The 22,993-nt window shown below is 71.0% G+C and carries 17 protein-coding genes; 8 read left to right on the top strand and 9 right to left on the bottom strand.

What is annotated here, in order from left to right; all coding sequences use genetic code 11:
• Positions 1-149 precede the first annotated feature (149 nt).
• A complete protein-coding gene (locus MCBMB27_RS14825) occupies positions 150-1,322 on the top strand; it encodes a M20 aminoacylase family protein (protein WP_043381111.1) in 1,173 nt (390 codons plus the stop codon).
• A gap of 341 nt (positions 1,323-1,663) precedes the next feature.
• Here MCBMB27_RS14825 and MCBMB27_RS14820 read toward each other — a convergent pair whose 3' ends face one another.
• Positions 1,664-3,064: a leucyl aminopeptidase family protein gene (locus tag MCBMB27_RS14820; RefSeq protein ID WP_075380765.1), complete on the bottom strand. Its 1,401-nt coding sequence runs from the start codon at positions 3,062-3,064 to the stop codon at positions 1,664-1,666.
• A gap of 129 nt (positions 3,065-3,193) precedes the next feature.
• On the opposite strand from MCBMB27_RS14820, the gene MCBMB27_RS14815 reads away from it, so the two are divergent.
• The 5 genes from MCBMB27_RS14815 (at position 3,194) to MCBMB27_RS14795 (ending at position 10,954) form a co-directional block, all read left to right on the top strand.
• Positions 3,194-4,012, top strand: coding sequence for a tetratricopeptide repeat protein (locus tag MCBMB27_RS14815; protein ID WP_075381980.1), 819 nt, complete (start codon positions 3,194-3,196; stop codon positions 4,010-4,012).
• Positions 4,013-4,450: 438 nt separating this feature from the next.
• Complete coding sequence (gene acnA / locus MCBMB27_RS14810; protein ID WP_043356884.1) at positions 4,451-7,150, top strand: aconitate hydratase AcnA; 2,700 nt, start codon at positions 4,451-4,453, stop codon at positions 7,148-7,150.
• Between the two features lie 163 nt (positions 7,151-7,313).
• Positions 7,314-8,000: a hypothetical protein gene (locus MCBMB27_RS14805; RefSeq protein WP_043356887.1), complete on the top strand. Its 687-nt coding sequence runs from the start codon at positions 7,314-7,316 to the stop codon at positions 7,998-8,000.
• Positions 8,001-8,298: 298 nt separating this feature from the next.
• Positions 8,299-9,960, top strand: a complete 1,662-nt coding sequence (locus tag MCBMB27_RS14800) for an OFA family MFS transporter (RefSeq protein ID WP_075380764.1) — start codon at positions 8,299-8,301, stop codon at positions 9,958-9,960.
• A gap of 76 nt (positions 9,961-10,036) precedes the next feature.
• Positions 10,037-10,954, top strand: a complete 918-nt coding sequence (locus MCBMB27_RS14795; RefSeq protein WP_043381106.1) for a LysR family transcriptional regulator — start codon at positions 10,037-10,039, stop codon at positions 10,952-10,954.
• A 396-nt stretch (positions 10,955-11,350) separates the two neighbouring features.
• Here the strand turns inward: MCBMB27_RS14795 and rpmG are convergent, their stop codons facing one another.
• The 6 genes from rpmG to MCBMB27_RS14765 all read right to left on the bottom strand — a co-directional run bounded on the left by rpmG (position 11,351) and on the right by MCBMB27_RS14765 (position 16,794).
• On the bottom strand, positions 11,351-11,518 hold the full coding sequence (gene rpmG / locus MCBMB27_RS14790; RefSeq protein WP_020092568.1) for a 50S ribosomal protein L33: 168 nt from the start codon (positions 11,516-11,518) through the stop codon (positions 11,351-11,353).
• A 106-nt stretch (positions 11,519-11,624) separates the two neighbouring features.
• Positions 11,625-12,812 carry an MFS transporter gene (locus MCBMB27_RS14785; RefSeq protein WP_236952716.1) on the bottom strand — a complete coding sequence of 396 codons (1,188 nt, stop codon included), beginning with the start codon at positions 12,810-12,812 and terminating at the stop codon, positions 11,625-11,627.
• Positions 12,809-13,552 (bottom strand): NUDIX hydrolase, encoded by a 744-nt coding sequence (locus MCBMB27_RS14780; RefSeq protein ID WP_053609058.1) that lies wholly within the window; start codon positions 13,550-13,552, stop codon positions 12,809-12,811. The genes MCBMB27_RS14785 and MCBMB27_RS14780 overlap by 4 nt, the downstream gene beginning before the upstream one ends.
• Positions 13,509-13,973, bottom strand: coding sequence for a DUF983 domain-containing protein (locus MCBMB27_RS14775; protein ID WP_075381979.1), 465 nt, complete (start codon positions 13,971-13,973; stop codon positions 13,509-13,511). The genes MCBMB27_RS14780 and MCBMB27_RS14775 overlap by 44 nt, the downstream gene beginning before the upstream one ends.
• 23 nt (positions 13,974-13,996) lie before the next feature.
• On the bottom strand, positions 13,997-16,318 hold the full coding sequence (rnr, locus tag MCBMB27_RS14770) for a ribonuclease R (RefSeq protein ID WP_075380763.1): 2,322 nt from the start codon (positions 16,316-16,318) through the stop codon (positions 13,997-13,999).
• Between the two features lie 137 nt (positions 16,319-16,455).
• Complete coding sequence (locus MCBMB27_RS14765) at positions 16,456-16,794, bottom strand: hypothetical protein (RefSeq protein WP_043355289.1); 339 nt, start codon at positions 16,792-16,794, stop codon at positions 16,456-16,458.
• 106 nt (positions 16,795-16,900) lie between these two features.
• Between MCBMB27_RS14765 and ydiJ the strand changes: the two genes are divergently transcribed.
• Both ydiJ and MCBMB27_RS14755 read left to right on the top strand, forming a co-directional pair.
• Positions 16,901-19,984 (top strand): D-2-hydroxyglutarate dehydrogenase YdiJ, encoded by a 3,084-nt coding sequence (gene ydiJ / locus MCBMB27_RS14760; protein ID WP_075380762.1) that lies wholly within the window; start codon positions 16,901-16,903, stop codon positions 19,982-19,984.
• 8 nt (positions 19,985-19,992) lie between these two features.
• Positions 19,993-20,883: a ketopantoate reductase family protein gene (locus tag MCBMB27_RS14755; RefSeq protein ID WP_075380761.1), complete on the top strand. Its 891-nt coding sequence runs from the start codon at positions 19,993-19,995 to the stop codon at positions 20,881-20,883.
• 138 nt (positions 20,884-21,021) lie between these two features.
• Here the strand turns inward: MCBMB27_RS14755 and MCBMB27_RS14750 are convergent, their stop codons facing one another.
• Together MCBMB27_RS14750 and MCBMB27_RS14745 are read right to left on the bottom strand one after the other, a co-directional pair.
• Positions 21,022-21,336, bottom strand: coding sequence for a plasmid stabilization protein (locus tag MCBMB27_RS14750; protein WP_075380760.1), 315 nt, complete (start codon positions 21,334-21,336; stop codon positions 21,022-21,024).
• A 17-nt stretch (positions 21,337-21,353) separates the two neighbouring features.
• Positions 21,354-22,973, bottom strand: a complete 1,620-nt coding sequence (locus MCBMB27_RS14745; RefSeq protein ID WP_075380759.1) for a hybrid sensor histidine kinase/response regulator — start codon at positions 22,971-22,973, stop codon at positions 21,354-21,356.
• Positions 22,974-22,993: the final 20 nt, after the last annotated feature.

The following is a 22,993-nucleotide window of genomic DNA, read 5'->3' as shown; positions in this document are numbered from 1 at the left end:
CGGGTGGTTGATCCGGACGGCCGGGCTCTGCGCGTCGTCCGGATCGGGCCCTGGGCGCCGCGCATGCGCCAAGCGCGGCCGTTGACGGCGGCGCTGGCCCCGGCTTTGCTGGTCCGGCCCACCCCAAAGGCCACGAAAGCCCCGACCCGATGCCCGTCCTCGAACGGATCCGCGACTTCGCCGACACGATGACGGCGTGGCGGCACGACCTGCACGCCCATCCCGAGCTGCTCTACGATGTCACCCGCACCGCCGGCTTCGTGGCCGAGACGCTGCGGTCCTTCGGCTGCGACGAGGTGGTCACCGGCATCGGCCGCACCGGGGTGGTCGGCGTGATCCGGGGCAAGGGCTGCGCCTCCAACCGCGCCATCGGCCTGCGCGCCGACATGGATGCCCTACCGATTCAGGAGGTGCGCGACCTGCCCTACCGCTCCACCGTGCCGGGCAAGATGCACGCCTGCGGCCATGACGGGCACACGACCATGCTCCTCGGCGCCGCCAAGTACCTCTCTGAGACCCGGGACTTCGACGGGGCGGCCGTGCTGATCTTCCAGCCCGCCGAGGAGGGCGGGGGCGGCGGCGAGGCCATGGTCGAGGACGGCCTGATGGAGCGGTTCGGCGTCGAGTCGGTCTACGGGATGCACAACATCCCCGGCATGGCGATCGGCACCTTCGCGATCCGCCCGGGGCCGATCATGGCCTCCACCGACCGCTTCACCGTGACCATCGAGGGGCGGGGCGGGCACGCGGCGCTCCCGCAGAACGCCATCGACAGCGTGCTCGTGTCGAGCCACGTGATCATCGCCCTGCAGAGCATCGTGTCGCGCAACCTCGACCCGGTGCAGCAGGCGGTGGTCTCGGTCTGTGCGCTCGAGGCCGGCGAAGCCTTCAACGTCCTGCCGCAGACCGTGACCATGCGCGGCACCATGCGCACGCTGTCCCAGGCGGTGCGCAGCCAGATCAAGGGACGGATCGAGACCCTCGTGGCCGATATCGCCGGCGGCTTCGGCGCCCGCGGCCGGGTCGAGTACGGATCGAGCTATCCGGTCACCGAGAACCATCCCGCCGAGACCGACTTCATGGCCGATGTCGCCGAGGCCCTGGTGGGGCGAGAGAACGTCGATCGCGCGGTGGCGCCGATGATGACCGCGGAGGATTTCTCCTACATGCTCGGCCGCCGCCCCGGCGCCTACATGTTCATCGGCAACGGCGATAGCGCCTCGCTCCATCACCCGCATTACGATTTCAACGACGCGGCTGCGCCGTACGGGGCTTCCCTATGGGCGCGCCTGATCGAGACCGGCCTGCCGCTCACCGCCTGAGCGCGCGCCCCGCCGTCCCGACCCTCGCGTAGGCCGTTCCGGTCCCGCAACGGGGGGCCGACCTCTCCGTCTCCGGCCCATTCGCCGGGATGCGACGGCCGGCGGCACGGTCGTGCTCTGCTCCCGACGGGCCTTTGTCACGGCTCCGCTGATCGGGCGCCGGCGATTGCCTCCCGGCGGCGATCCGCGTGGCCTTGCGGTTCGGTCTCGGGCCGCCCCGCACCGTGCGCCGGGGCCGGGATCCTGCCACGCCGGGCGGATCGGGCCCGATCAGGCGATCCTCGCGCGCAGCGGGGCGGGGACGGGCTTGCAGCGCCGGCCCTGCCGGGCCGGAGGCCGGATCAGTTCCCGTAGCGCGCCTTGAGCAGCGTGTAGGTCAGCCGCGCGGTCTGAACCTCGCCGCCCTCGGGCCGCCCGGGCTTGGTGGAGGGGTTCCAGCCGTAGAGATCGAAATGGCCGTGCGCCTTGGTGTTCGGTGCGAAGCGGCGCAGGAACAGGGCCGCGGTGATCGCCCCCGCGAACGGCCCGCCGGACACGTTGTTGAGGTCGGCCACCTTGGAGTCGAGGAGGCTCGCGTAGGGCGCGTGCAGCGGCATGCGCCAGACCGGATCGATCGCCGCCCGGCCGGCCTGTGCCACCGCTTCGGCCAGCGCATCGTCCTCCGTGAAGAAGGCGGGCAGGTCCGGCCCGAGGGCCACCCGGGCGGCGCCGGTGAGGGTCGAGAAGTCGAGGATCAGGTCGGGGGAGTCCGCGTCCGCGAGGGCGAGCGCGTCGGCCAGGATCAGCCGGCCTTCCGCATCGGTGTTGCCGATCTCGACGCTGAGCCCGGCCCGGCTCGGCAGCACGTCGCCGGGGCGGAAGGCGTTGCCCGATACGGCGTTCTCCACCGCGGGGATCAGCAGGCGCAGGCGCAGGCGCAGGCGCGCGCCCATGACCATGTCGGCGGCGGCCAGCGCTGCGGCGGCGCCGCCCATGTCCTTCTTCATCAGCAGCATCGCGGCCGACGGCTTGATGTCGAGGCCGCCGGTGTCGAAGGCCACCCCCTTGCCGACCAGAGTCACGCGCGGCGCATCCGCCGGCCCCCAGGTCAGGTCGATGAGCCGTGGCGCCCGGGGCGAGGCGGCGCCCACCGCGTGGATCAGGGGATACTCCGTGGCGAGCGCCTCGCCCTGCGTGACGGTGACGGAGGCGCCGTGGCGCGCGCCGAGCGTCCGGGCCGCCGCCTCGATCTCGGCGGGGCCGAGATCGTTGGCCGGCGTGTTGACGAGATCGCGGCCCATCGCCACCGCGGCGGCGATCCGCTCCACCTCGGCCGCGTCGATGCCGGCCGGCGCCACGAGCCGGGCCTGGCTCCCGCCGCCGGAGCGGTAGCGGCCGAAGCGGTAGCTCCCCATCAGCCAGGCGAGCGCCGTCTCGGTGGGCTCGGGCGCGTCGTCCAGCCGGAACACGCCCTCCGGCAGAAGCCCCGGCAGCTTGCCGACGAGCAGCCGGTCGTGGCTTGCCGCCTCCGGATCGCCGAGGCCGAACAGAACCCGCGCGAGGCTGCCGTCGGGGCCGGGCAGCAGTGCGACGCCGCCCGCCTTGGGCTTGAAGCCGATGGCCCGGGCGAAGCTCCGCTGGGTCGGTTCCAGGCCGGCTTCGACCTTTGCCCAGCTCCCGGTCGTGACCAGGCTCACCGGCACGGCCTGCGTGTCGCCGGGCAGGAGCCCGAGGGTCGTCGCCGGAATCTCGGCCTGGGTCATGTGCCTCTCGCATGCCGTCCGGATGGGCGGCTTAACCGGTGGTTAGGGTTAACGCTCTATCACCGGCCGGCCGGGAGCGTGAAGCGCGTGCCATCGCGTCCAGGCCAGATGCCGGCGGAGCGTACCATGATGACGGCCCTGATCCGGGTCACACGATCCCAGGCCAATGCCGGTGGCCGCGCCGCTCTGGTGGCGGCCGTCGTCGCGCTGGGGCTTGCCGGCTGCAACACCCGCTCTCCGGAAACGACCGGCTCGATCGGCTCGCTCGGGGGCACACCGGTCGCCGCCGCGGTGCCCGCGCGACAGGATATCGACCGGCTGGCCGAGCGGTTCAACGCCGATCCCACCGACGGCCGCACGGCGATCGCCTATGCCCGCGCCCTGCGGGCCACCGATCAGATCAGCCAGGCCTCGGCGGTGCTGCAGCAGGCGGCCCTGCGCAACCCGCGCGACCGGGTCCTCCTCGGCGCCTACGGCAAGTCGCTGGTCGAGGCGGGCCGATTCCGCGAGGCGATCGACGTGCTCGCCAACGCGCATACGCCCGCCAATCCCGACTGGCGCATCCTGTCGGCACAGGGCTCGGCCTCCGCCCAGCTCGGCGAGCAGGAGCGTGCGCAGAGCTTCTACGAGGCCGCCCTCAAGATCCGGCCGAACGAGCCCTCGCTCCTGTCCAATCTCGGCCTGTCCTACGCGCTGTCGCGCAATCTCGATCTCGCGGAGCAGACCCTCCGGCAGGCCGCCGACCAGCCCGGCGCCGACGCGCGGGTGCGGGCGAATCTCGCCATGGTCCTGGGCCTCAAAGGCCGCTTCGCCGATGCCGAGGCGGTCCTGCGCCGCGACATGAGCCCCGAGGAGGCGGCCACGAACGTCGCCTCCCTGCGCCGGCTCGCGGCCCAGCCCAATCGGCCCAAGTCGTTGTCCGGCATGGGGGCGCCGGGCCAGGGGTGACGCGACGGCCCATCGGCCTGATACTTCGGTCCGATCTGCGCCGAAACCCGTGGCGGCCGGTCACCCCGCCGGTCCGGGCCCGCCCTCAGTGTTCGCGACCGACGATGCACCCCGACGCAGAGGTCGCCTGACCCCATGCGCGGAACGGGACGGCGCACGCACCCGCTCACCGCCGTCGTGCCCGCTCCGCACCGTGCCCGACAGGAAAACGCACCTGTCACGACGACCCGGTAGCGGCCAGATTCGAAAAGTTCTATATCCCTCCCCGGCTGCGCCGCGCGGCATCACGGGCGTCCAAATCGCCCCCGCGCATCGTCCTGCCCGGGCACTCCCGGGGCGGCGCGCGCCCGTCGGGCGCTACACAGGCCGAACACGGATCTCGTAGCGCAGGTCTTGCCTGCGCGTGTTCGACAACCCGCAGCGAGGATAGAACCAGCCGTGCCCTCACTCGACAGCTTCAAGGCCCGCCAGACGCTCGAAGCCGGCGGCAAGACCTACACCTACTATTCCATTCCCGCGGCCGAGAAGAACGGCCTCGCCTCGGCCACCGCGCTGCCCTTCTCCATGAAGGTGATCCTGGAGAACCTGCTGCGCTGCGAGGACGACCGCTCGGTCAAGAAGGCCGACATCGCGGCCGCCGTCGGCTGGCTCGACCAGAAGGGCAAGGCCGAGGTCGAGATCGCGTTCCGCCCCGCCCGTGTGCTGATGCAGGACTTCACCGGCGTGCCGGCGGTGGTCGACCTCGCCGCCATGCGCGACGCCATGGTGGCGCTGGGCGGCGACCCGCAGAAGATCAACCCGCTGGTGCCGGTGGACCTCGTCATCGACCACTCGGTGATCGTCGACGAGTTCGGCACCCCGAAGGCGCTCGCCGACAACGTTGCCCTGGAATACTCGCGCAACGGCGAGCGCTACACCTTCCTGAAGTGGGGCCAGTCGGCCTTCGACAACTTCTCCGTGGTCCCGCCGGGCACCGGCATCTGCCACCAGGTGAACCTGGAATACCTCGCCCAGACCGTCTGGACGAAGTCCGAGGACGGGTCCGAGGTGGCCTATCCCGATTCGCTGGTCGGCACCGATTCGCACACCACCATGGTCAACGGCATGGCCGTGCTGGGCTGGGGCGTCGGCGGCATCGAGGCCGAGGCGGCCATGCTCGGCCAGCCGCTGTCGATGCTGATCCCCGAGGTCGTGGGCTTCAAGCTGTCGGGCAAGCTGCCCGAGGGCACCACCGCCACCGACCTTGTGCTCACCGTCACCCAGATGCTGCGCAAGAAGGGCGTGGTCGGCAAGTTCGTGGAGTTCTACGGCCCCGGCCTCGACGACATGGCGGTCGCCGACCGGGCCACGATCTCCAACATGGCCCCGGAATACGGCGCCACCTGCGGCTTCTTCCCGATCGACCAGAAGACCATCGACTTCCTGAAGGTCACCGGCCGCTCCGACGACCGGATCGCCCTGGTGGAGGCCTACGCCAAGGCGCAGGGCATGTGGCGCGACGCCCAGACCCCCGATCCGGTCTTCACCGACACGCTGGAGCTCGACATGGGCGAGGTCCGGCCCTCGCTCGCTGGCCCGAAGCGCCCGCAGGATCGGGTGCTGCTCGACGGCGCCAAGCCGGGCTTCGCCGGCTCGATGGAGACCGAGTTCAAGAAGGCCGCCGACATCGCGCGCCGCTACCCCGTCGAGGGCACGAACTTCGACCTCGGGCACGGCGACGTGGTGATCGCGGCGATCACCAGCTGCACCAACACGTCGAATCCCTCGGTGATGATCGGCGCCGGGCTTCTGGCTCGCAATGCGGTGGCCAAGGGCCTGCGCTCCAAGCCGTGGGTGAAGACCTCGCTCGCGCCCGGATCGCAGGTGGTCGGTGAATATCTCGAAAAATCCGGCCTGCAGGACCCCCTCGACGCGCTCGGCTTCAACCTCGTGGGCTTCGGCTGCACCACCTGCATCGGCAATTCCGGCCCGCTGCCGGAGGCGATCTCCAAGGCCATCAACGACAATGACATCGTGGCCGCGGCGGTGCTCTCGGGCAACCGCAACTTCGAGGGCCGCGTGAACCCCGACGTGCGGGCGAACTACCTCGCTTCGCCGCCCCTCGTGGTCGCCTACGCGCTGGCCGGCTCGATGCAGATCGACATCACCACCGAGCCCCTCGGCCTGGGCTCGGACGGCAAGCCGGTCTACCTCAAGGACATCTGGCCGTCCTCGGCCGAGGTGCAGCAGTTCATCGAGGAGAACATCACCTCGGCGCTGTTCAAGTCCCGCTACGCGGACGTGTTCGGCGGCGATCAGAACTGGAAGGACGTCGAGGTCACCGAGGCCGAGACCTTCGCGTGGAACCCGGGCTCCACCTACGTGCAGAACCCGCCCTACTTCGTCGGCATGGAGAAGACCCCGAAGCCGGTCGAGGACATCGCGGATGCCCGGATCCTCGGCCTGTTCCTCGACTCGATCACCACCGATCACATCTCGCCGGCGGGCAACATCCGCGCGGCCTCGCCGGCCGGCGAGTACCTGCAGTCGCATCAGGTGCGCGTGCAGGACTTCAACCAGTACGGCACGCGGCGCGGCAACCACGAGGTGATGATGCGGGGCACCTTCGCCAACATCCGCATCAAGAACCAGATGGTGAAGGACGCCTCCGGCGGCGTGGTCGAGGGCGGGTGGACGCACTTCCAGCCCTCCGGCGAGAAGATGTTCATCTACGACGCGGCGATGAAATACGCCGAGCAGGGCACGCCGCTCGTCATCTTCGCCGGCAAAGAGTACGGCACCGGCTCGTCGCGCGACTGGGCGGCGAAGGGCACGAAGCTGCTGGGCGTCCGCGCCGTGGTGGCCGAGAGCTTCGAGCGCATCCACCGCTCGAACCTCGTCGGCATGGGCGTGGTGCCGCTGGTCTTCCAGGGCGACACGAGCTGGCAGTCGCTGGGCCTGAAGGGTGACGAGACCGTCACCATCAAGGGCCTCGCCGGCGAATTGAAGCCCCGCCAGACGCTCACCGCGGAGATCAAGTCCGCCGACGGTTCGGTGAAGCAGGTCCCGCTGACCTGCCGGATCGATACCCTCGACGAGCTGGAATACTTCCGCAACGGCGGCATCCTGCCCTACGTGCTGCGCTCGCTCGCGGCCTGACCATGCACCGGGCGGTCCTCGGGCCGCCCCCGCGACCGATGAGGCGGCGTCCCCCGGGCGCCGCCTTATTTGTTTCTCAGGGCGATCATTTCGCTTGCGCACAACCTTGTTTCGCGCGCGTGTCGCCCCATAACCGGGCTTCCGCATCCAGGATGGGACCCCGATGAAGCACCTCAGCAAGACCCTCGCCGCCGCCGGCCTGACCGCCCTCCTGTCGAGTGCGGCCTTCGCCGCGCAGGTCGAGCGCGTCCGCGGTACCGTCGACAAAGCCGATGGCAGCACGCTCACGATCAAGACCGACGACGGCAAGACCGAGACGGTGGATGTCGCGGGCGCCAAGTTCGCCTGGGTGGTCCCGTCGAGCCTCGATCAGATCAAGGACGGCGTCTTCATCGGCACCGCCACCAAGGGCGAGAACCCGATGACCGCCCTGGAGGTCGTGCTCTTCCCCGAGTCGATGCGCGGCACCGGCGAGGGCCATTACGGCTGGGACGCGATCACCGATCAGACCGCCGGCGCCGGCGCCAAGGTGAAGAGCGCCATGACCAACGGCACCGTGAAGGCCGAGACGTCGGGCGCGCCCAAGGTGAAGAGCGCCATGACCAACGGCACCGTGAAGGCCGACAAGGCGGCCTCGGGCGGCGAGCGCACCCTGACGGTGAGCTACGGCAAGGACGGCTCCAAGGAGATCGTGGTGCCCTCCTCGGCGCCGATCGTCGCGTTCGAGCCCGCCGACAAGGCGATCCTGACGCCCGGCTCCAAGGTCTTCGCCGTGGTCGCCAAGGATGGCGCCAAGGCCGACGGCAAGCTCATCGCGGTCGGCAAGGACGGCCTGACCCCGCCCATGTAAGGCCGGACGGCCCGCCCGACGCATTCAGTCGCGCGGGCCGATCAGGAGCCTGGGGGCGACGTTCGATCTTCGCCCTGCAGCCGCGTCGCGGAGGCCTTCGGGCCGCCGGGATGCGGTCAATCGGTCCGGCCTCGACGCGCGGGGCGAAGGACCATTCGCCGGGAAGGCGCATACAAACGGCGCGGGAACGGATTAAAATTGCTTCCTCAGCGTGCTACGCGCTGGTGCCGTGCACACAAATCGCGCATCTTCCGCCGCCGAGCGGCCCGTCAACGAGGCTGCGGCGGAGGAATCCAAGATGGGCGCTGGAGTGGCGGGCGCGATCGCGCCTGAGAGAATCCCGAATCTGTTGTCGCGCGAGCGGATCGTCGCCAAGCCGGGCTTCAACCGATGGTTGGTCCCGCCAGCGGCGCTGGCGATCCATCTCTGTATCGGGATGGCCTACGGCCTGTCGGTGTTCTGGCTGCCGCTGACCCGGGCGCTCTCCGTGGGTCAGCCGGCTCCTGCCGCCTGCCCCGACATGGGCGTGATGACGGCCCTGTTCACGACGACCTGCGACTGGCGGGTAAGCGACCTCGTCACCGTGTTTTCCATCGGCATCGTCGTGCTCGGCCTCTCGGCCGCCCTGTTCGGCGGCTGGCTGGAACGGGCCGGCCCGCGCAAGGCCGGCATCGCGGCGGCCCTCTGCTGGGGCGGCGGCTTCCTGATCGGCGCCTTCGGCGTCTACATCCACCAGCTCTGGCTGGTCTGGCTCGGCATGGGCCTGATCGGCGGCATCGGGCTGGGCCTCGGCTACATCTCGCCGGTGTCCACGCTGATCAAATGGTTCCCGGATCGCCGCGGCATGGCCACCGGCATGGCGATCATGGGCTTCGGCGGCGGCGCGATGATCGGCTCGCCCCTGGCGGACAGCCTGATCAAGAGCTTCCGGACCGCGGATTCGGCCGGTGTCTGGCAGACGCTCGCCGTGATGGGTGTCGGGTACATCCTGTTCATGCTGGGGGGCGCCTTCGGCTACCGGGTGCCCCCGGCCGGCTGGCGCCCGGACGGCTGGACCAACCCGACCGCCAAGAACGCCATGATCGCCTCGGGCCACGTCCATCTGCGCGACGCGCACAAGACCTTCCAGTTCTGGATGATCTGGCTCGTCCTGTTCCTCAACGTGTCCGCCGGCATCGGCGTGCTGGCGCTGGCCTCGCCGATGCTCCAGGAGATCTTTGGCGGCGAGCTGATTGGCCTGCCGGGCACCGGCTTCTCCGCCCTCGACGCCGGCCAGAAGGCGCAGGTCGCCGCCATCGCGGCGGGTTTCGTCGGCCTGCTCTCCCTGTTCAACATCCTGGGCCGGTTCTTCTGGGCCTCGATGTCGGACCGGATCGGCCGGAAGGGCACCTACGCGATCTTCTTCGCCCTGGGTGGCCTCCTGTATGCGGCCGCGCCCTGGGCCGCCGGCATCGGCTCGCAGGCGCTGTTCGTCGCGATCTTCTGCGTGATCCTGTCCATGTATGGCGGCGGCTTCGCGACGGTCCCGGCCTACCTCGCCGACGTGTTCGGCACGCAGTTCGTGGGCGCCATCCACGGGCGCCTGCTCACCGCGTGGTCGATGGCGGGCATCGTCGGGCCCTTCGTCATCACCAAGATCCGCGAGGCGCAGGTCGCGGCCGGCGTGCAGGGGGCGGACCTCTACGGCCGCACCATGTACGTGCTCGCGAGCTTCCTGGCGGTCGGGTTCCTCTGCAACCTGCTGGTCCGGCCGCTGGCGCAAAGGTGGTTCATGTCCGATTCCGAGCGGGCCTCCCTGGATGTCCGCTCGGGCGCCACGGCCTCCGGGCCGTCGGGCTCCTTCGGCATCGGCCGCGGCGGCTTCAGCCCCGGCGCCGGCTTGGCCTGGGCGGTGGTCGGCATCCCGATCGTCTGGGGCATCGGCATCACCCTGTCGAAGGCGTTCATCCTGTTCCGCTGAACCCGATCGCTCGGTTGTGGCAGGCACGGCGGGTCGCTAGGTTTCCGGCGCCTCGCCGTGCCGGGATGCCTTCGTCGTGATCGACAAGCTGGACTTCCTGCTCGCGCTCGCCCGCGAGCAGCATTTCGGGCACGCCGCCGAATCCTGCGGCGTGACCCAGCAGACCCTCTCGGCCGGCGTGAAGCAGCTGGAGAACCGCTTCGGCGTGCAGCTCGTGCTGCGCGGCTCCCGCTTCCAGGGCTTCACGCCCGAGGGCGAGCGGGTGCTGGAATGGGCACGGCGCATCGTGGCCGATGCCCGGGCCATGCACGAGGAGGTCACCGGCCTGCGCCGGGGCCTCACCGGACACCTGCGCATCGCCGCCATCCCCACGGCGCTGCCGATGATCGTCAACCTCACCACGCCCTACCGCGAGCGCCACCCGGACGTGCGGCTGACGGTCGAGTCCGCCACCTCGACCGACATCTTCTCGCTGATCGAGAACCTGGAGGCGGATGCCGGCCTGACCTACCTCGACAACGAGCCCCTGGGGCGGGTGGTCTCCGTGCCGCTCTACCGGGAGCGCTACCGCCTCGTGACGGCGATCGGCGGCCCCTTCGACGGCCGGTCCAGCGTCACCTGGGCCGAGACCGGCAGCCTGCCCCTCTGCCTGCTCACGCCGAACATGCAGAACCGGCGGATCATCGATCACCAGATCCGGGAGGCGGGTGTTGACCCCGCCGCAACGCTCGAATCGAACTCGATGATCGTGCTTTTGACCCATGTCCGCACCCTGCGCTGGGCCTCGATCATGCCGGAGATCCTGGTCGATGCGCTGGGGCCCATGGAGGGCGTGCGCACCATACCGATCACCGCCCCGGACCTGGAGCACACGATCGGCCTGGTCGCTCCGCGGCGCGAGCCGTCCACACCGATGGTGACGGCCCTCGTAGCTATCGCGCGGTCCCTGGCGCGGACGCTCGATCCGGATCTGGCCGCGTCGGGGACCGCCTGAGCGATCGGCTCCGTGCCCGGACCGGGGCGGGGCGTTCCAGGAGCCATCGGCGGGCCGCGCCGAGGGCATGCACCGGCAGCGTCAGGACAAGGCAGATCGCCAGTACCGCCCCGGTGATGAGGATCGCCAGCAGGATCCGCTGCATCGAACCCACCCTCCGCCCGCCAGGCTGGCCGAAACCGCGGGCCGGAAATCGGCCGGCGAATCGCGCAGCGTCCGGGACGAGTGAGGGTTAACGAGTCGTGCTGGCGCCAGGCTGTCGGCCGCTCGGGCGGCGGCCGGGCAGCTGCCGGGAACGCGCGCCATCGTCGCGCGAGGCGGTGCCGAACAGAAAAAGCCGCCCCGTCTCCGGAGCGGCTTCCCGTCGGCGGTCAGGCTGCGATGCAGCCAGCGACCTTACTTGATCTTGGTTTCCTTGAAATCGACGTGCTTGCGCGCGACCGGGTCGTACTTCCGCATCGTCAGCTTCTCGGTCTGCGTGCGGGAGTTCTTCTTGGTGACGTAGAAATAGCCCGTGTCGGCGGTGGAGACGAGCTTGATCTTGACGGTGACGGCCTTGGCCATGGCGCGGCGCTCCTGCAGGGTGCGGCATTCCGCGTGAGCGAAACGCAAATGGCCGGGAGAGCCCGGCCGAATACGGGCGGGTGAATGCCCGATCGGGCCCGGCAGGTCAAGAGCGTGGGCCCGATCGCTCCGTTGCGGCGAGCCAGCCGGCGAAGGCCAGGAACAGGGCGAGCAGCGCCAGGGCGAAGCCGTGCGGCGGCACGAGGTCGAGCCCGCCGCCGATCACCGGCGGACCCAGCATCAGACCGACATTGTAGAGCACCACGAAGGCCGCGTTGGCCCCCGCGAGATCGTTCGCGGGGGTACGGTCGCCGAGCATCGCGAGGCCGACCGTGTAGAGGGTGCCGGCAATCCCGCCCCAGACGAGGAGCAGCAGGCCGAACGCCACCGGGTTGCCGGCCGCGAATGGGATCAGGGCCGAGCCCGCGGCGCCCGCGAGGCCCGCACCGAGCAGCACCGCGCCGCGGTCGAGCCGGTCCGCGAGCCAGCCGAACGGGATCTGGAACAGCACGTTGCCCAGCGCGATCAGACTGACGAGACCAGCCGCTCCTTGCGCGTCGTAGCCGAGGCGCAGGCCGTAGAGGGGCAGGATGGCGAAGATGCCGGTCTCCACCGCGCCGTAGGCAAGGGCCGCCGCCAGGGCGCCGGGGGCGAGCCGGACGTATCCGAGGATGCCGCGGCCGGAGCCCGTCTCGATCGTCGGCGACAGCCCCCGGGCCAGAAGGATCGGCAACCCGCCGGCCAGCATGAGGACGGCTCCCGTCGCGTAGGGCGCCGGTCCCTCGGTCCCGACCAGCGCCAGCAGGAGCGGCCCGACCGCGAAGCCCGCCGCCAGGACAGTGGCGTAGATGCCCATCACGAGGCCGCGGCGCTCCGGCGGGGCGGCGGCGTTGATCCAGTACTCGGAGAGGACGAACAGCGCGCCGAGCGTCATCGAGAAGACGAAGCGCAGGGGGAACCACAGGGCGAGGCCCGGCAGGAGCGGGAACAGGGCGAGGCTGACCGCTCCGACGACGAGCGCCAGTCCCAGCAGAGGCGCGACGCCGATGCGCGCCGCGAGCCGCGGGACGAACGGCACGGTGCAGATGCTGGCGATGCCCGCCACCGCGGTGTTGAGCCCGATCAGCGTGCTCGACGCACCGCGCCGCTCCATCTCGATCGAGAGGAGCGGGATCGACAGGCTCAGGCCGATGCCGACGACGGTGACGCAGGTCACGGCCGCCGCGATCGCCGCCACCTCCTCCGACCTGATCCCGCGCGGCTGGTTCTGCTGCAAGCCGTCTGGACGGCTCACAAGGCCACCCGCTCGCGCCGCCCGTAGCGCTCGTAGTGGAAGGGAATCATCCGGTAGGGCGCGAAATCGGCAGCGATCTGGGCCTCCAGGTCGTCCAGGATCGCGCGGGTTATGTACGGCAGGTCGAGCTTGCGGGCGGCGTCGAGCCGGACCCAGGCCAGTTCGGTGAACTCGGCGTCGGCCTGAATCCGTCCCGGCTCCTCGGCCGCCACCCCGCGGCGGTCGATCGCGAAGAAGCGCGTGTCGAACCGGCGCACGCGCTTCGGCGGGGTGATCGCGCGGGCCACGAGATGGAGCGCTTCGAGATCGGGGAGGACGCCGTGGCGGCCGAAGCCCTCCCAGCCCGCCGGGGGATCCTCGGGAGCGCCGTGCTCGGTCGTGCCGAGCAGCAGGCCGGTCTCTTCGTAGGTCTCGCGGATCGCGGCGAGCGCCAGGGCCCGGCCGAGATGGTGCGGCGGCCGGGAGACCTGCCGGGTCAGCGCCGCCTCCGCGTAATCGGGAAGCGCCCCGGCCACCGGCATGTGGCGGTCGCCGAGTTCGATCCGGCCGCCCGGGAAGACGAACTTCCCCGGCATGAAGGCGAGGTTCGGGTTGCGACGGCCCATCAGGACCTTCGGGCCGCCCTTTCCGCGCCGGTCGATGACGATCATGGTCGCGGCGTCCCGCGGCCGCAGGCGCGCAGCGGCCGGCTTGCCCTCAGGAGCTGTGGCGATCTCGGGCTCCTGCTGCGGCAGCGGCAAGGTGCGTCTCCTCCGGCCCCGGGGCGGGGCGGCTCCGCGGTAGCGTGGCAAAGCCGTGCATGCCAAGGGCGTATTGCAGTCCGACGACGGCGCCCTTCACCGGCTGGAGTAAAACCAGCGCGAACAGGAGCGTGAAGATCGGCCAGACCCCCATCTCCACCCAGAGAGGCACGTCGTAGGCGCTCTCGGTCTCCAGGATCAGGTAGCCGACGATGTGGGCGACGATGAAGATCACCACGTAGGGCGGCAGGTCGTCGGCCCTGTGGTGGTGCAGCTCCAGGCCGCACACGTCGCATTCCGGCCGCACCTTGAGGAAGCGGCCGAAGATCCGGCCCTGGCCGCAATGCGGGCAGCGGCCGATGAAGCCCCGGGCCAGCGCGGGGATCAGGCGGGTGCGGGCCGGGATCGCATCGGCGGTCATGGAATCGGTGTACATCGGCCGGGTCAGCGGCGCGAGCCGCGGTGGCGCGACCCGGTGTTGCGGATGCCGGGGGGGCGGCCGGGCGGCGCGGGCTTGAAGGGCCGGCCGCCGGATTTCTTGCCGGGCCCGGCGTTCCGGGCGCCGGAGCGGGGCCGACCCTCGCTGAGCAGCTCGAAGCGCAGAGCCCCGGCCACCGGCGCGGCCTCGACGAGCCGGACCTCGACCCGATCGCCCAGGCGGAACGTCTCTCCGGTCCGCTCCCCCACCAGGGCGTGGCGGCCCTCCTCGTGGCGGAAATAGTCGGCGCCGAGCTGCGACACCGGCACGAAGCCGTCGGCGCCGGTCTGGTCGAGCTTGATGAACAGGCCGGCCCGGGTCACGCCGGCGATCTGGCCCGCGAAAGTCGCGCCGACCTGATCGGCGAGGTGATGGGCGATCAGCCGGTCGATGGTCTCGCGCTCGGCCGCCATGGCGCGGCGCTCGGCCGCCGAGATCTGCTCGCCGATCTGCGCCAGCTCGCCCGCCGAGATGTCGCGCGCCAGCCCGTCCGAGCCGAGCCGGCAGGCGGTGATCAGGGCCCGATGGACGATCAGGTCGGCGTAGCGCCGGATCGGCGAGGTGAAGTGCGCGTAGCGGCGCAGGTTCAGGCCGAAATGCCCGAGATTCTCGGCGGCGTAGACGGCCTGGGCCTGGCTGCGCAGGATCACCTCGTTGAGGAAGACCCCGTGCTCGGTCTCGGCCGCCGTGGCGAGGATCCGGTTGAACAGGGCGGGGCGCAGCGCCCCTTCCTTGGGCAGCTTGATGCCCACAGAGGCCAGAACCTCGCCCAGCGCCCGCATCTTCTCCAGGGCGGGCTCGTCGTGGACGCGGTAGATCAGCGGCTGGCGGGCGTGCTCCAGGGTCTCGGCGGCGGCGACGTTCGCCTGGATCATGAACTCCTCGATCAGCCGATGGGCATCGAGGCGTTCCGGCACGATCACCCGGTCGACCGCGCCCTCGGGGCTCAGGAGAACCTTGCGCTCGGGCAGGTCGAGGGCGAGCGGGCCCCGGCGGTCACGGGCCGCGCGCAGGGCCGCATAGGCCGCCCAGAGGGGGCGGAGCGCCGTCTCCAGCAGCGGCCCGGTCGTGTCATCCGGCTGCCCGTCGATGGCTCGTTGCGCCTGCGCGTAGGCGAGCTTGGCCCGGGAGCGCATCATCACCCGGTGGAAGCCGTGGTGGCGCATCTCGCCGTCGGCGGCGATGACCATGCGCACGGCGAGCGCCGGCCGGTCCTCGCCCTCGCGCAGGGAACAGAGATCGTTCGAGATCCGCTCGGGCAGCATCGGCACGACCCGGTCGGGGAAATAGACCGAGTTGCCCCGCTCCAGGGCCTCGCGGTCGAGGCTGGAGCCGGGGCGGACATAGGCCGCCACGTCCGCGATGGCGACGGTGAGGATGAAACCGCCGGGATTGGCCGGATCCGGATCGGCCTCGGCCATGACGGCGTCGTCGTGGTCCTTGGCGTCCGGCGGGTCTATGGTGAGGAGCGGGCGGTCGCGCCAATCCTCGCGGCCCTTCAGCGTGGCGGGCTCGGCGGCATCCGCCTCGGCCAGGGTCGTGTCGGCGAAGACGTGCGGGATGTTGTGAAGGTGCAGCGCGATCAGGCTGACGGCCTTCTCGGACCCGAGTGAGCCGAGCCGCTCGCGGACCCGGCCCCGCGGCAGGCCGAAGCGGGTCTCGCGCTCCAGGGAGACGCTGACGAGGTCGCCGTCGCGGGCCTGCCCTTCTTCGCCGGGCGGGATCAGGATCTCGCGCCCCTGCGAGCGCTTCTCGACGGGCACGATCCGGCCGCCTTGCGCGCCGGCCCGGTAGACGCCGATGATCTCGGCCTTGTTCTTCCCGATGACCTTGACGACCCGGCCGGTGTAGCCGCCCTCGGCGTCGCGCTCGACGCGGATCAGGGCGCGGTCGCCGATGCCCGGGGCCGGCCGGCTGCCCTTGCGGGGGCCGCGCGGCTGCGTCAGCACGATGGCCGGCGGCTTGCCCGTGCCGGTCCATTCCACCGGTATCGCCAAGAAATCGCCGTGGCGGTCGCGGGAGCGGATGTCGGCCAGCACGACCGGCGGCAGATGGCCCGCCGGGGCGAGGCCGCCGCGGCCACGGTCGAGGGCGCCCTCCGCCTCGATCTCCTTGAGGATGCGCTTCAGGTCGATCTTGGCGGCCCCCTTGATGCCGAAGGCCTGGGCGATCTCCCGCTTGCCGACGCGTTCCTTCGACTCGGCCACGAAGGCGAGGATCTGCTCGCGGGTGGGGAGGGGCGGAGGAGCATCGGGCTCGGCCGCGGGGGCGGTGGTGCGTCGTGCCAAAAGGGGGATGCCGAACGGTTCTGCGGTAGACGGGACCCGCGTGCGGGCGCGGGACCGAGGCGTCGGTCCTGTAGGACTAACATGGGGGTCCCGCCCGCCCGCGGCAACGCCGCCCCGGCTTTCCTCAACAGGCGCGATCAGCCGGTCGAGGCGCTCGTCCGGATGCGTGCCACGGCTTGGTCCATGTCGAGGCCGGGTGCGAGCAACTCGTCCAGGGTGAAGGGACAGGCGCGCGGCAGGGTCAGGTTCACCCGTCCTTCCTGCGGCGCCAGCTCCGGCGTCTCGGCCTTCCGGATGGCGAGCGTCCAGGCGCCGTCCATCCGCAGGCTCTCCGGCTCGGGGGGATCGTCCGCGAGGGCCCTGAGCTTGGCGCGACCCGCATCGCGGCACGCGCGGCTCAGGCCGTCGTCGGAGAGAAGGGCGGCCTTGATCAGCTCGGCCAGGGCATCCCTGACTCGTTCGACGCTCGCGTTCATGGGTATCCGTCCCGAAGATCGCGGGTGCGTGGCAAGCCGGATGCCAGCGCGCGCGTCATCCCGTCGCCGATGGTCTCCCGCGCTCCGCCGGGTGTAGAAGGCGCGGATGATCCCGGTCCTGACCCGCCACACCGAGGCCGTGCCGCTCTATGTTGCCGCCTGCGCCGAGTTGCGCCTGCGCGGCTTCGAGGGCGATCTGACGCTGTCGGACGCCGACCGCACGGTCTTCTCCACCGACAACTCGATCTACCAAGTGGCGCCGGGGGCCGTGGCCTTTCCCCGCAGCCGCGACGATCTCGTGCGCATCGCCAAGCTCCTCGAGGATCCGCGCTTTTCCGAGATCGTGATCCGGCCCCGGGGCGGGGCGACCGGCACCAACGGCCAGTCGCTGGGCCACGGCCTCGTGGTCGACACCTCGCGGCATATGAACCGCATCCTGGAGATCGACGTCGCGAACCGCTTCGTCCGGGTCGAGCCGGGGGTTGTGAAGGACCAGCTCAACCGGGAGCTCGCCAAGCACGGCCTGTTCTTCGCGCCGGAACTCTCCACCTCGAACCGCGCCACGATCGGCGGCATGATCTCCACCGATGCCTGCGGGCAGGGCTCGTGCCTCTACGGCAAGACCCGGGACCACGTCCTGGCGCTGACCTGCGTGCTCACCGACGGCACGGTCTGGACCGCCGAGCCCCTCGACGCGGAAGGCCTCGAAGCCGCCAAGGGGCGCAACGACCGGGTCGGGGCGATCCACCGCACCATCGATGCCGTCGTCACCGCGAATGCGGCGCTCATCGCGGAGCGCTTTCCCAAGCTCAACCGCTGCCTCACCGGCTACGACCTCGCCCATCTGCGCGATCCGGCGGGGCGGTTCGACCTCAAGAGCGTGATATGCGGCTCCGAAGGAACCCTGGCGCTGATCGCCGAGGCGCGGCTCAACGTGCTGCCGATCCCGAAGGCCGCGGTGCTGGTCGCGCTGTCCTACGTCGATTTCGATGCGGCGCTCCGCGACGCGCAGGCGCTGCTGCCCTTCGGCGCCGCCTCGGTGGAGACCATCGACTCCACGGTGCTGGCGCTCGCCCGCAAGGATCCGATCTGGGCCGAGGTGCGGGCCTTCTTTCCCGACGATCCGGCCGGACGGCCGGTGGACGGCATCAATCTCGTGGAATTCGTCGGCGACGACGCGGCCTCCGTGGAGGCCGCCCTGGCGCGGCTCACCGGCCTGCTGGAGGCCGAGCGCGGCACCGACACCAAGCGCCTCGGCTTCACCATCGCCCGGGGCGACGCCATCGAGCGGCTCTGGACCATGCGCAAGAAGGCGGTGGGCCTCCTCGGCGCCGCCCAGGGCGATGCCCGCCCGATCCCCTTCGTGGAGGATACGGCCGTCCCGCCGGAACGGCTCGCCGATTTCATCGCGGAGTTCCGGGCGCTCCTCGACGGCAAGGGGCTGCGCTACGGCATGTTCGGCCACGTCGATGCCGGCGTGCTGCATGTCCGCCCGGCCATCGACCTGAAGGATCCGGACCAGAACGGCCTGATCCGCGAGGTCACGGAAGGCGTGGTCGCGCTCACCGCCAAGTATGGCGGCCTGCTCTGGGGCGAGCACGGCAAGGGCTTCCGGTCGGAGTTCGTGCCCGCGACCTTCGGGCCGCTGATGCCGGCGCTGGAGGCGGTCAAGCGCGCCTTCGATCCGGGCGACCGGATGAACCCGGGCAAGATCGCCTCGGCCAAGGGGGAGGGGCTGACCCGGATCGACGGCGTGCCGCGCCGGGGCGAGCAGGACCGCACCATCCCGGCGGCGGTCCGGCGGGGGTTCGACGAGGCGCTCCATTGCAACGGCAACGGCGCCTGCTTCTCGTTCGATGTCGACGAGGCCATGTGCCCGTCCTGGAAGGCGACGCGGGAACGCCGGCATTCGCCCAAGGGTCGCGCCTCGCTGATGCGCGAGTGGCTGCGCCGTGCGGCGGAGGCGGGGATCGACCCGGCCGCCGAGCTGGCGCGGCAGCGCGCCGGGTGGCTGCACGACGTGGCGGCGACCTTGCGGAGCGGTATCCGCCGCCGGTCGGAGGCCGACGATTTCTCCCACGCCGTCAAGGAGGCGATGGATGGCTGCCTCGCCTGCAAATCCTGCACGGGGTCCTGCCCGATCAAGGTCGATGTGCCGACCTTCCGGGCCAAGTTCCTGGCGCTCTATCACACGCGCTACGCCCGGCCGCTGAAGGATCACCTCGTGGCGGCGTTGGAACCGCTGCTGCCGCTGGCGGCCCGGATGCCGCGCCTGAGCAACGTCGTCCTGACCAATCCGGTGGCCCGGCTGCTTCTGGCCCGGGCCGGGCTGGTGGCGATCCCGGCCCTGTCGCCCGTCGCTCTCACGGAGCGGCTGGCGGATCTCGGGGTCGGCGTCGCGACGCCGGACGCCCTGGCCCGGCTGAATGCGCAGGAGCGGGCGCGGGCCGTGCTGGTGGTGCAGGACGCCTTCACCACTCATTTCGACGCGGACGTCGTGGCCGATAGCTGCGCACTCCTCATCGCCCTCGGCTTCCGGCCGTGGCTCGTGCCCTACCGGCCGAACGGCAAACCGCTGCACGTGCACGGCTTCCTGGCGCGGTTTGCCGCCGTCGCCCGGTCCAATGCCGCGATGCTGCGCGATCTCGCCAGGCACGGCGTGCCTCTGGTCGGGATCGATCCGTCGATGACGCTGACCTACCGGGCCGAATACGCGCAGGCGGTGGGCGACGATCTCCCGAAGGTCCATCTCCTCCAGGAATGGCTGGCCGCCCGGCTCGACCGGATCGCGCCGGGCCAAGGCGGCCGCACGATGCGGCTGTTGCCCCATTGCACCGAGCGCACCAACGCTCCGGGCGCGGTGCGGGACTGGCAGGCCGTGTTCGCCCATCTCGGCCTGCGGCTCGAAGTGCCGGCCGCCGGCTGCTGCGGCATGGCGGGGACCTACGGGCACGAGGCGCGCCAGCGCGCCACCTCCGAGGCGATCTACGGCCTGAGCTGGGCCCGCCACGTGGCCGAGGCGCCCGGCTGCACCCTGCTGGCGGACGGATATTCCTGCCGGTCCCAGGCCACGCTGGTCGACGGCGTGCGGCTGCGACACCCGGCCCAGGCGCTCCTCGAGCATGTCCGTGCGGATGCCGGCGGCGCTGCGGCCTTCCATCCCGCCCGCGCCGCGGCTGCGGCGCCATGAGATCTGCCATGAACGTCGCTGTCGTCGGGGCCGGCGCTGTCGGCTGCTATTACGGGTTTCTCCTGGCGCAGGCCGGCCACGCGGTGACGCTGATCGGACGCCCCGCCCTGGTCGAGGCCGTGGGGGCGGCCGGGCTGGTGCTGGAGCGCGCGGCCGGGACGGCCTCGGTCCCCGTGCGGGCGACCGAGGCCGGCGACGGCGTGTCCGGCGCCGACCTCGTGCTGGTCTGCGTGAAGTCCGGCGATACCGAAGCGGCGGGTGCGATGATCGCGGGCCATCTCGATCCTGCCGCGACGATCCTCAGCCTCCAGAACGGCGTCGACAACGCGGAGCGGCTCGCCGCCGTGCTGGACCGGCCGGTCGTGCCGGTAGCGGTCTACGTCGCCAGCGCGATGGCCGGCCCCGGCCATGTCCGGCACAACGGGCGCGGCGACCTGATCCTCGGCGCCTCGGAGACGAGCGACCGCATCGCCGCCGCTTTCACGGCAGCCGGCATCCCCACCACGGTCTCGGCGCGCGCGGTCGACGCGCTCTGGGCGAAACTGATCACGAACTGCGCCTACAACGCCCTCTCGGCCCTGACGCAGCGTCCCTACGGTCGCCTGCTCCAGGGCGAGGGCGTCGTCGCGGCGATCACGGATGTCGTTCGGGAATGCGTCGCCGTCGCCGAAGCCGACGGGGTGTCGGTGCCCCCCGACATCCTCGACACCGTGCTGGATCTCGGTGTCACCATGTCCGGGCAGCGTTCGTCCACCGCCCAGGACCTCGCCCGCGGCCGGGCCAGCGAGATCGACCACCTCAACGGCTTCGTCGTGCGCAAGGGCGCGGCGCTCGGCATTCCGACACCGGCGAACCGGTTGCTGCACACGCTGGTCAAGCTCGCCGAGCAGAAGGACTGACGTCGCTCTCCGGTGCCCGGACCATCACCCCGAGCGCAGCGACGCGGCCCGGGGTGGCGCGACGTCGGAGAGTCCGGCGCCGCTGCATTGCTGCGCTGCCCTCGCGAAGGCGGGGGCGGCCCGGTGCGCACAGGACGGTTACGCCCGTGCGGCGGCGTTGGCCTTGCGGGTCGCGGCGGCCTTCCTGGCGGAGGCGGAGCGTTCCGCGGCCGTCCGCCCGGCCGAGGCCTTGCCGCCGGATTCGCCGCCCTTGTGGGCGGCCGGATGTCCGGTGGCCTTGCCGCGGCCCGAGCCGCCCGGCTTCTTGCCGCCGCCGTCGTCCTTGTTGACGGTGGCCCAGGCCCGGGCCTCCGCCTCGTCCTCCGGCACCCCGCGGGCCTCGTAGGACTCGGCGATGTGCTTGGCCTTGCGCTTCTGCTTGTCGGTGTACTTCGATTTGTCGCCCTGGGACATGGGCCGTCTCCCGAAGCTCAGCCCACGCCGGTCGGACCGTCGAGGATGGCGCGCACGCGGCGGACCAGCTCCGTGCGCCGGTAGGGCTTGTTCATGAGATCAAACTCCGAGCCGCCGATATCGGTTCGCTCCAGGCTCGCCTCCGCGTAACCCGTGGCGAGCAGCACCTTGAGCTTGGGCTGGCGGCGGCGGGCTTCGCGGGCCAGCAGCACGCCGTTCATGCCGCCGGGCATGATCAGGTCGGTGAAGAGCAGATCGATGCGCTCGCTCGAATCCAGGATCTCCAGGGCCTCGCGGGCATTGCTCGCCACCAGCGTCGTGTAGCCGAAGTCCCGCAGGATGGTGCGGGCGAGTTCGGCCACGTCCTCGCGGTCGTCGACGATGAGGATCGTCTCGGAGCCCTGCCGATCAACGGACCGCAGCGAAACCTTGGCAGGGGCATTGACGTCGCCGTCGGTCGCGGGGAACGACAGGCGCACCGTCGTGCCCGCACCCACCGCCGACTCGATCTGCGCCGCGCCGCCCGACTGCTTGGCGAAGCCGTAGACCATCGACAGGCCGAGCCCCGTCCCCTTGCCCTCCTCCTTGGTGGTGAAGAACGGGTCCATCACCCGGGCGAGCACAGCCGGCGGGATGCCGGTACCCGTGTCCTTGATGGCGATGCTGACATAGCGCCCGTCGCGCAGCGGACCGAGCTCCCGGCCGCGGGCGGCGACCTCGCTGTTCTCCGTGGAGATCCGGACGGTGCCGCCCTCCGGCATCGCGTCGCGGGCGTTGATCAGGACGTTCAGGATCGCGACCTCGGCCTGGGTCGGATCGACCCGGCAGTTCCAGAGATCCTCCGCAAGATCGAGTTCGACCTTCACGGCCTCGCCGACGGAGCGGGCGACCATCTCGCCCATCCCCTCGATCAGGGTGTTGAGATTGACGGCGCGCCCGTCCAGCCGCTGCTTGCGGGCGAAGGCCAGCAATTGCTGCGTCAGCGTCGTCGCGCGCTCCGCAGCCTGGCGGATGTTCTCGGTGGCGCGGCCGAGCCGGGCGCGGTCGGCGTCGGGCTTCTCCAGCCCGGCCGCCAGGATGTCGACGTAGCCGACGATCACCTGGAGGAGATTGTTGAAGTCGTGCGCGATGCCGCCCGTGAGCTGGCCCAGCGCCTCCATCTTCTGAGCCTGACCCAGCGCTTCCTCGGCGTCGCGGCGGCGCGAGACGTCGAGCTGAGAACCGAAATAGTACACGAGCTCGCCGTCGGCATTGTAGACCGGCGAGACGAACAGGGCATTCCAGAAGGTCGAGCCGTTCTTGCGGTAGTTCAGGATCTCGGTGGCGAACTCGCGCTTCTCGGCGATCGCGGCCCGGACCTGCGCGACGCTCTCGCGGTCGGTTTCGGGGCCCTGAAGGAAGCGGCAGTTGCGCCCGATCAGCTCTTCCGGCGTGTAGCCCGTCATCGCCAGGAACGCCCGATTGGCGAAAATGATCGGGTTGTCGGGCTGGCGCGGATCGGTGACGATCATCGGCATGCGCGTCGTCTCGACCGCCGCGAAGAAGATATCGCTGCGGCGGTCGGTCAGGTCACTCGGCGCGCTGTCCCTGATCGGAGGGCTCGGCCCGGAGGGCGGTGTTTCTGGGGTCTCAGACATGCGCGGTGATGTTCAGCCTC

The sequence above is a fragment of the Methylobacterium phyllosphaerae genome, from assembly GCF_001936175.1.
GTDB lineage: Bacteria > Pseudomonadota > Alphaproteobacteria > Rhizobiales > Beijerinckiaceae > Methylobacterium > Methylobacterium fujisawaense.
The sequence above is the reverse complement of the archived record's forward strand: the minus strand, read 5'-3'. Positions and strand labels throughout refer to the sequence as shown.

What these genes read in the sequence shown, in the direction of transcription:
- MCBMB27_RS14825 (WP_043381111.1), top strand. Translation starts at nt 150, where the DNA reads ATGCCCGTCCTCGAACGGATCCGCGACTTCGCCGACACGATGACGGCG.
- MCBMB27_RS14820 (WP_075380765.1), bottom strand. Translation starts at nt 3,064, where the DNA reads ATGACCCAGGCCGAGATTCCGGCGACGACCCTCGGGCTCCTGCCCGGC.
- MCBMB27_RS14815 (WP_075381980.1), top strand. Translation starts at nt 3,194, where the DNA reads ATGACGGCCCTGATCCGGGTCACACGATCCCAGGCCAATGCCGGTGGC.
- MCBMB27_RS14805 (WP_043356887.1), top strand. Translation starts at nt 7,314, where the DNA reads ATGAAGCACCTCAGCAAGACCCTCGCCGCCGCCGGCCTGACCGCCCTC.
- MCBMB27_RS14800 (WP_075380764.1), top strand. Translation starts at nt 8,299, where the DNA reads ATGGGCGCTGGAGTGGCGGGCGCGATCGCGCCTGAGAGAATCCCGAAT.
- rpmG (WP_020092568.1), bottom strand. Translation starts at nt 11,518, where the DNA reads ATGGCCAAGGCCGTCACCGTCAAGATCAAGCTCGTCTCCACCGCCGAC.
- MCBMB27_RS14775 (WP_075381979.1), bottom strand. Translation starts at nt 13,973, where the DNA reads ATGACCGCCGATGCGATCCCGGCCCGCACCCGCCTGATCCCCGCGCTG.
- MCBMB27_RS14765 (WP_043355289.1), bottom strand. Translation starts at nt 16,794, where the DNA reads ATGAACGCGAGCGTCGAACGAGTCAGGGATGCCCTGGCCGAGCTGATC.
- ydiJ (WP_075380762.1), top strand. Translation starts at nt 16,901, where the DNA reads ATGATCCCGGTCCTGACCCGCCACACCGAGGCCGTGCCGCTCTATGTT.
- MCBMB27_RS14755 (WP_075380761.1), top strand. Translation starts at nt 19,993, where the DNA reads ATGAACGTCGCTGTCGTCGGGGCCGGCGCTGTCGGCTGCTATTACGGG.
- MCBMB27_RS14750 (WP_075380760.1), bottom strand. Translation starts at nt 21,336, where the DNA reads ATGTCCCAGGGCGACAAATCGAAGTACACCGACAAGCAGAAGCGCAAG.
- MCBMB27_RS14745 (WP_075380759.1), bottom strand. Translation starts at nt 22,973, where the DNA reads ATGTCTGAGACCCCAGAAACACCGCCCTCCGGGCCGAGCCCTCCGATC.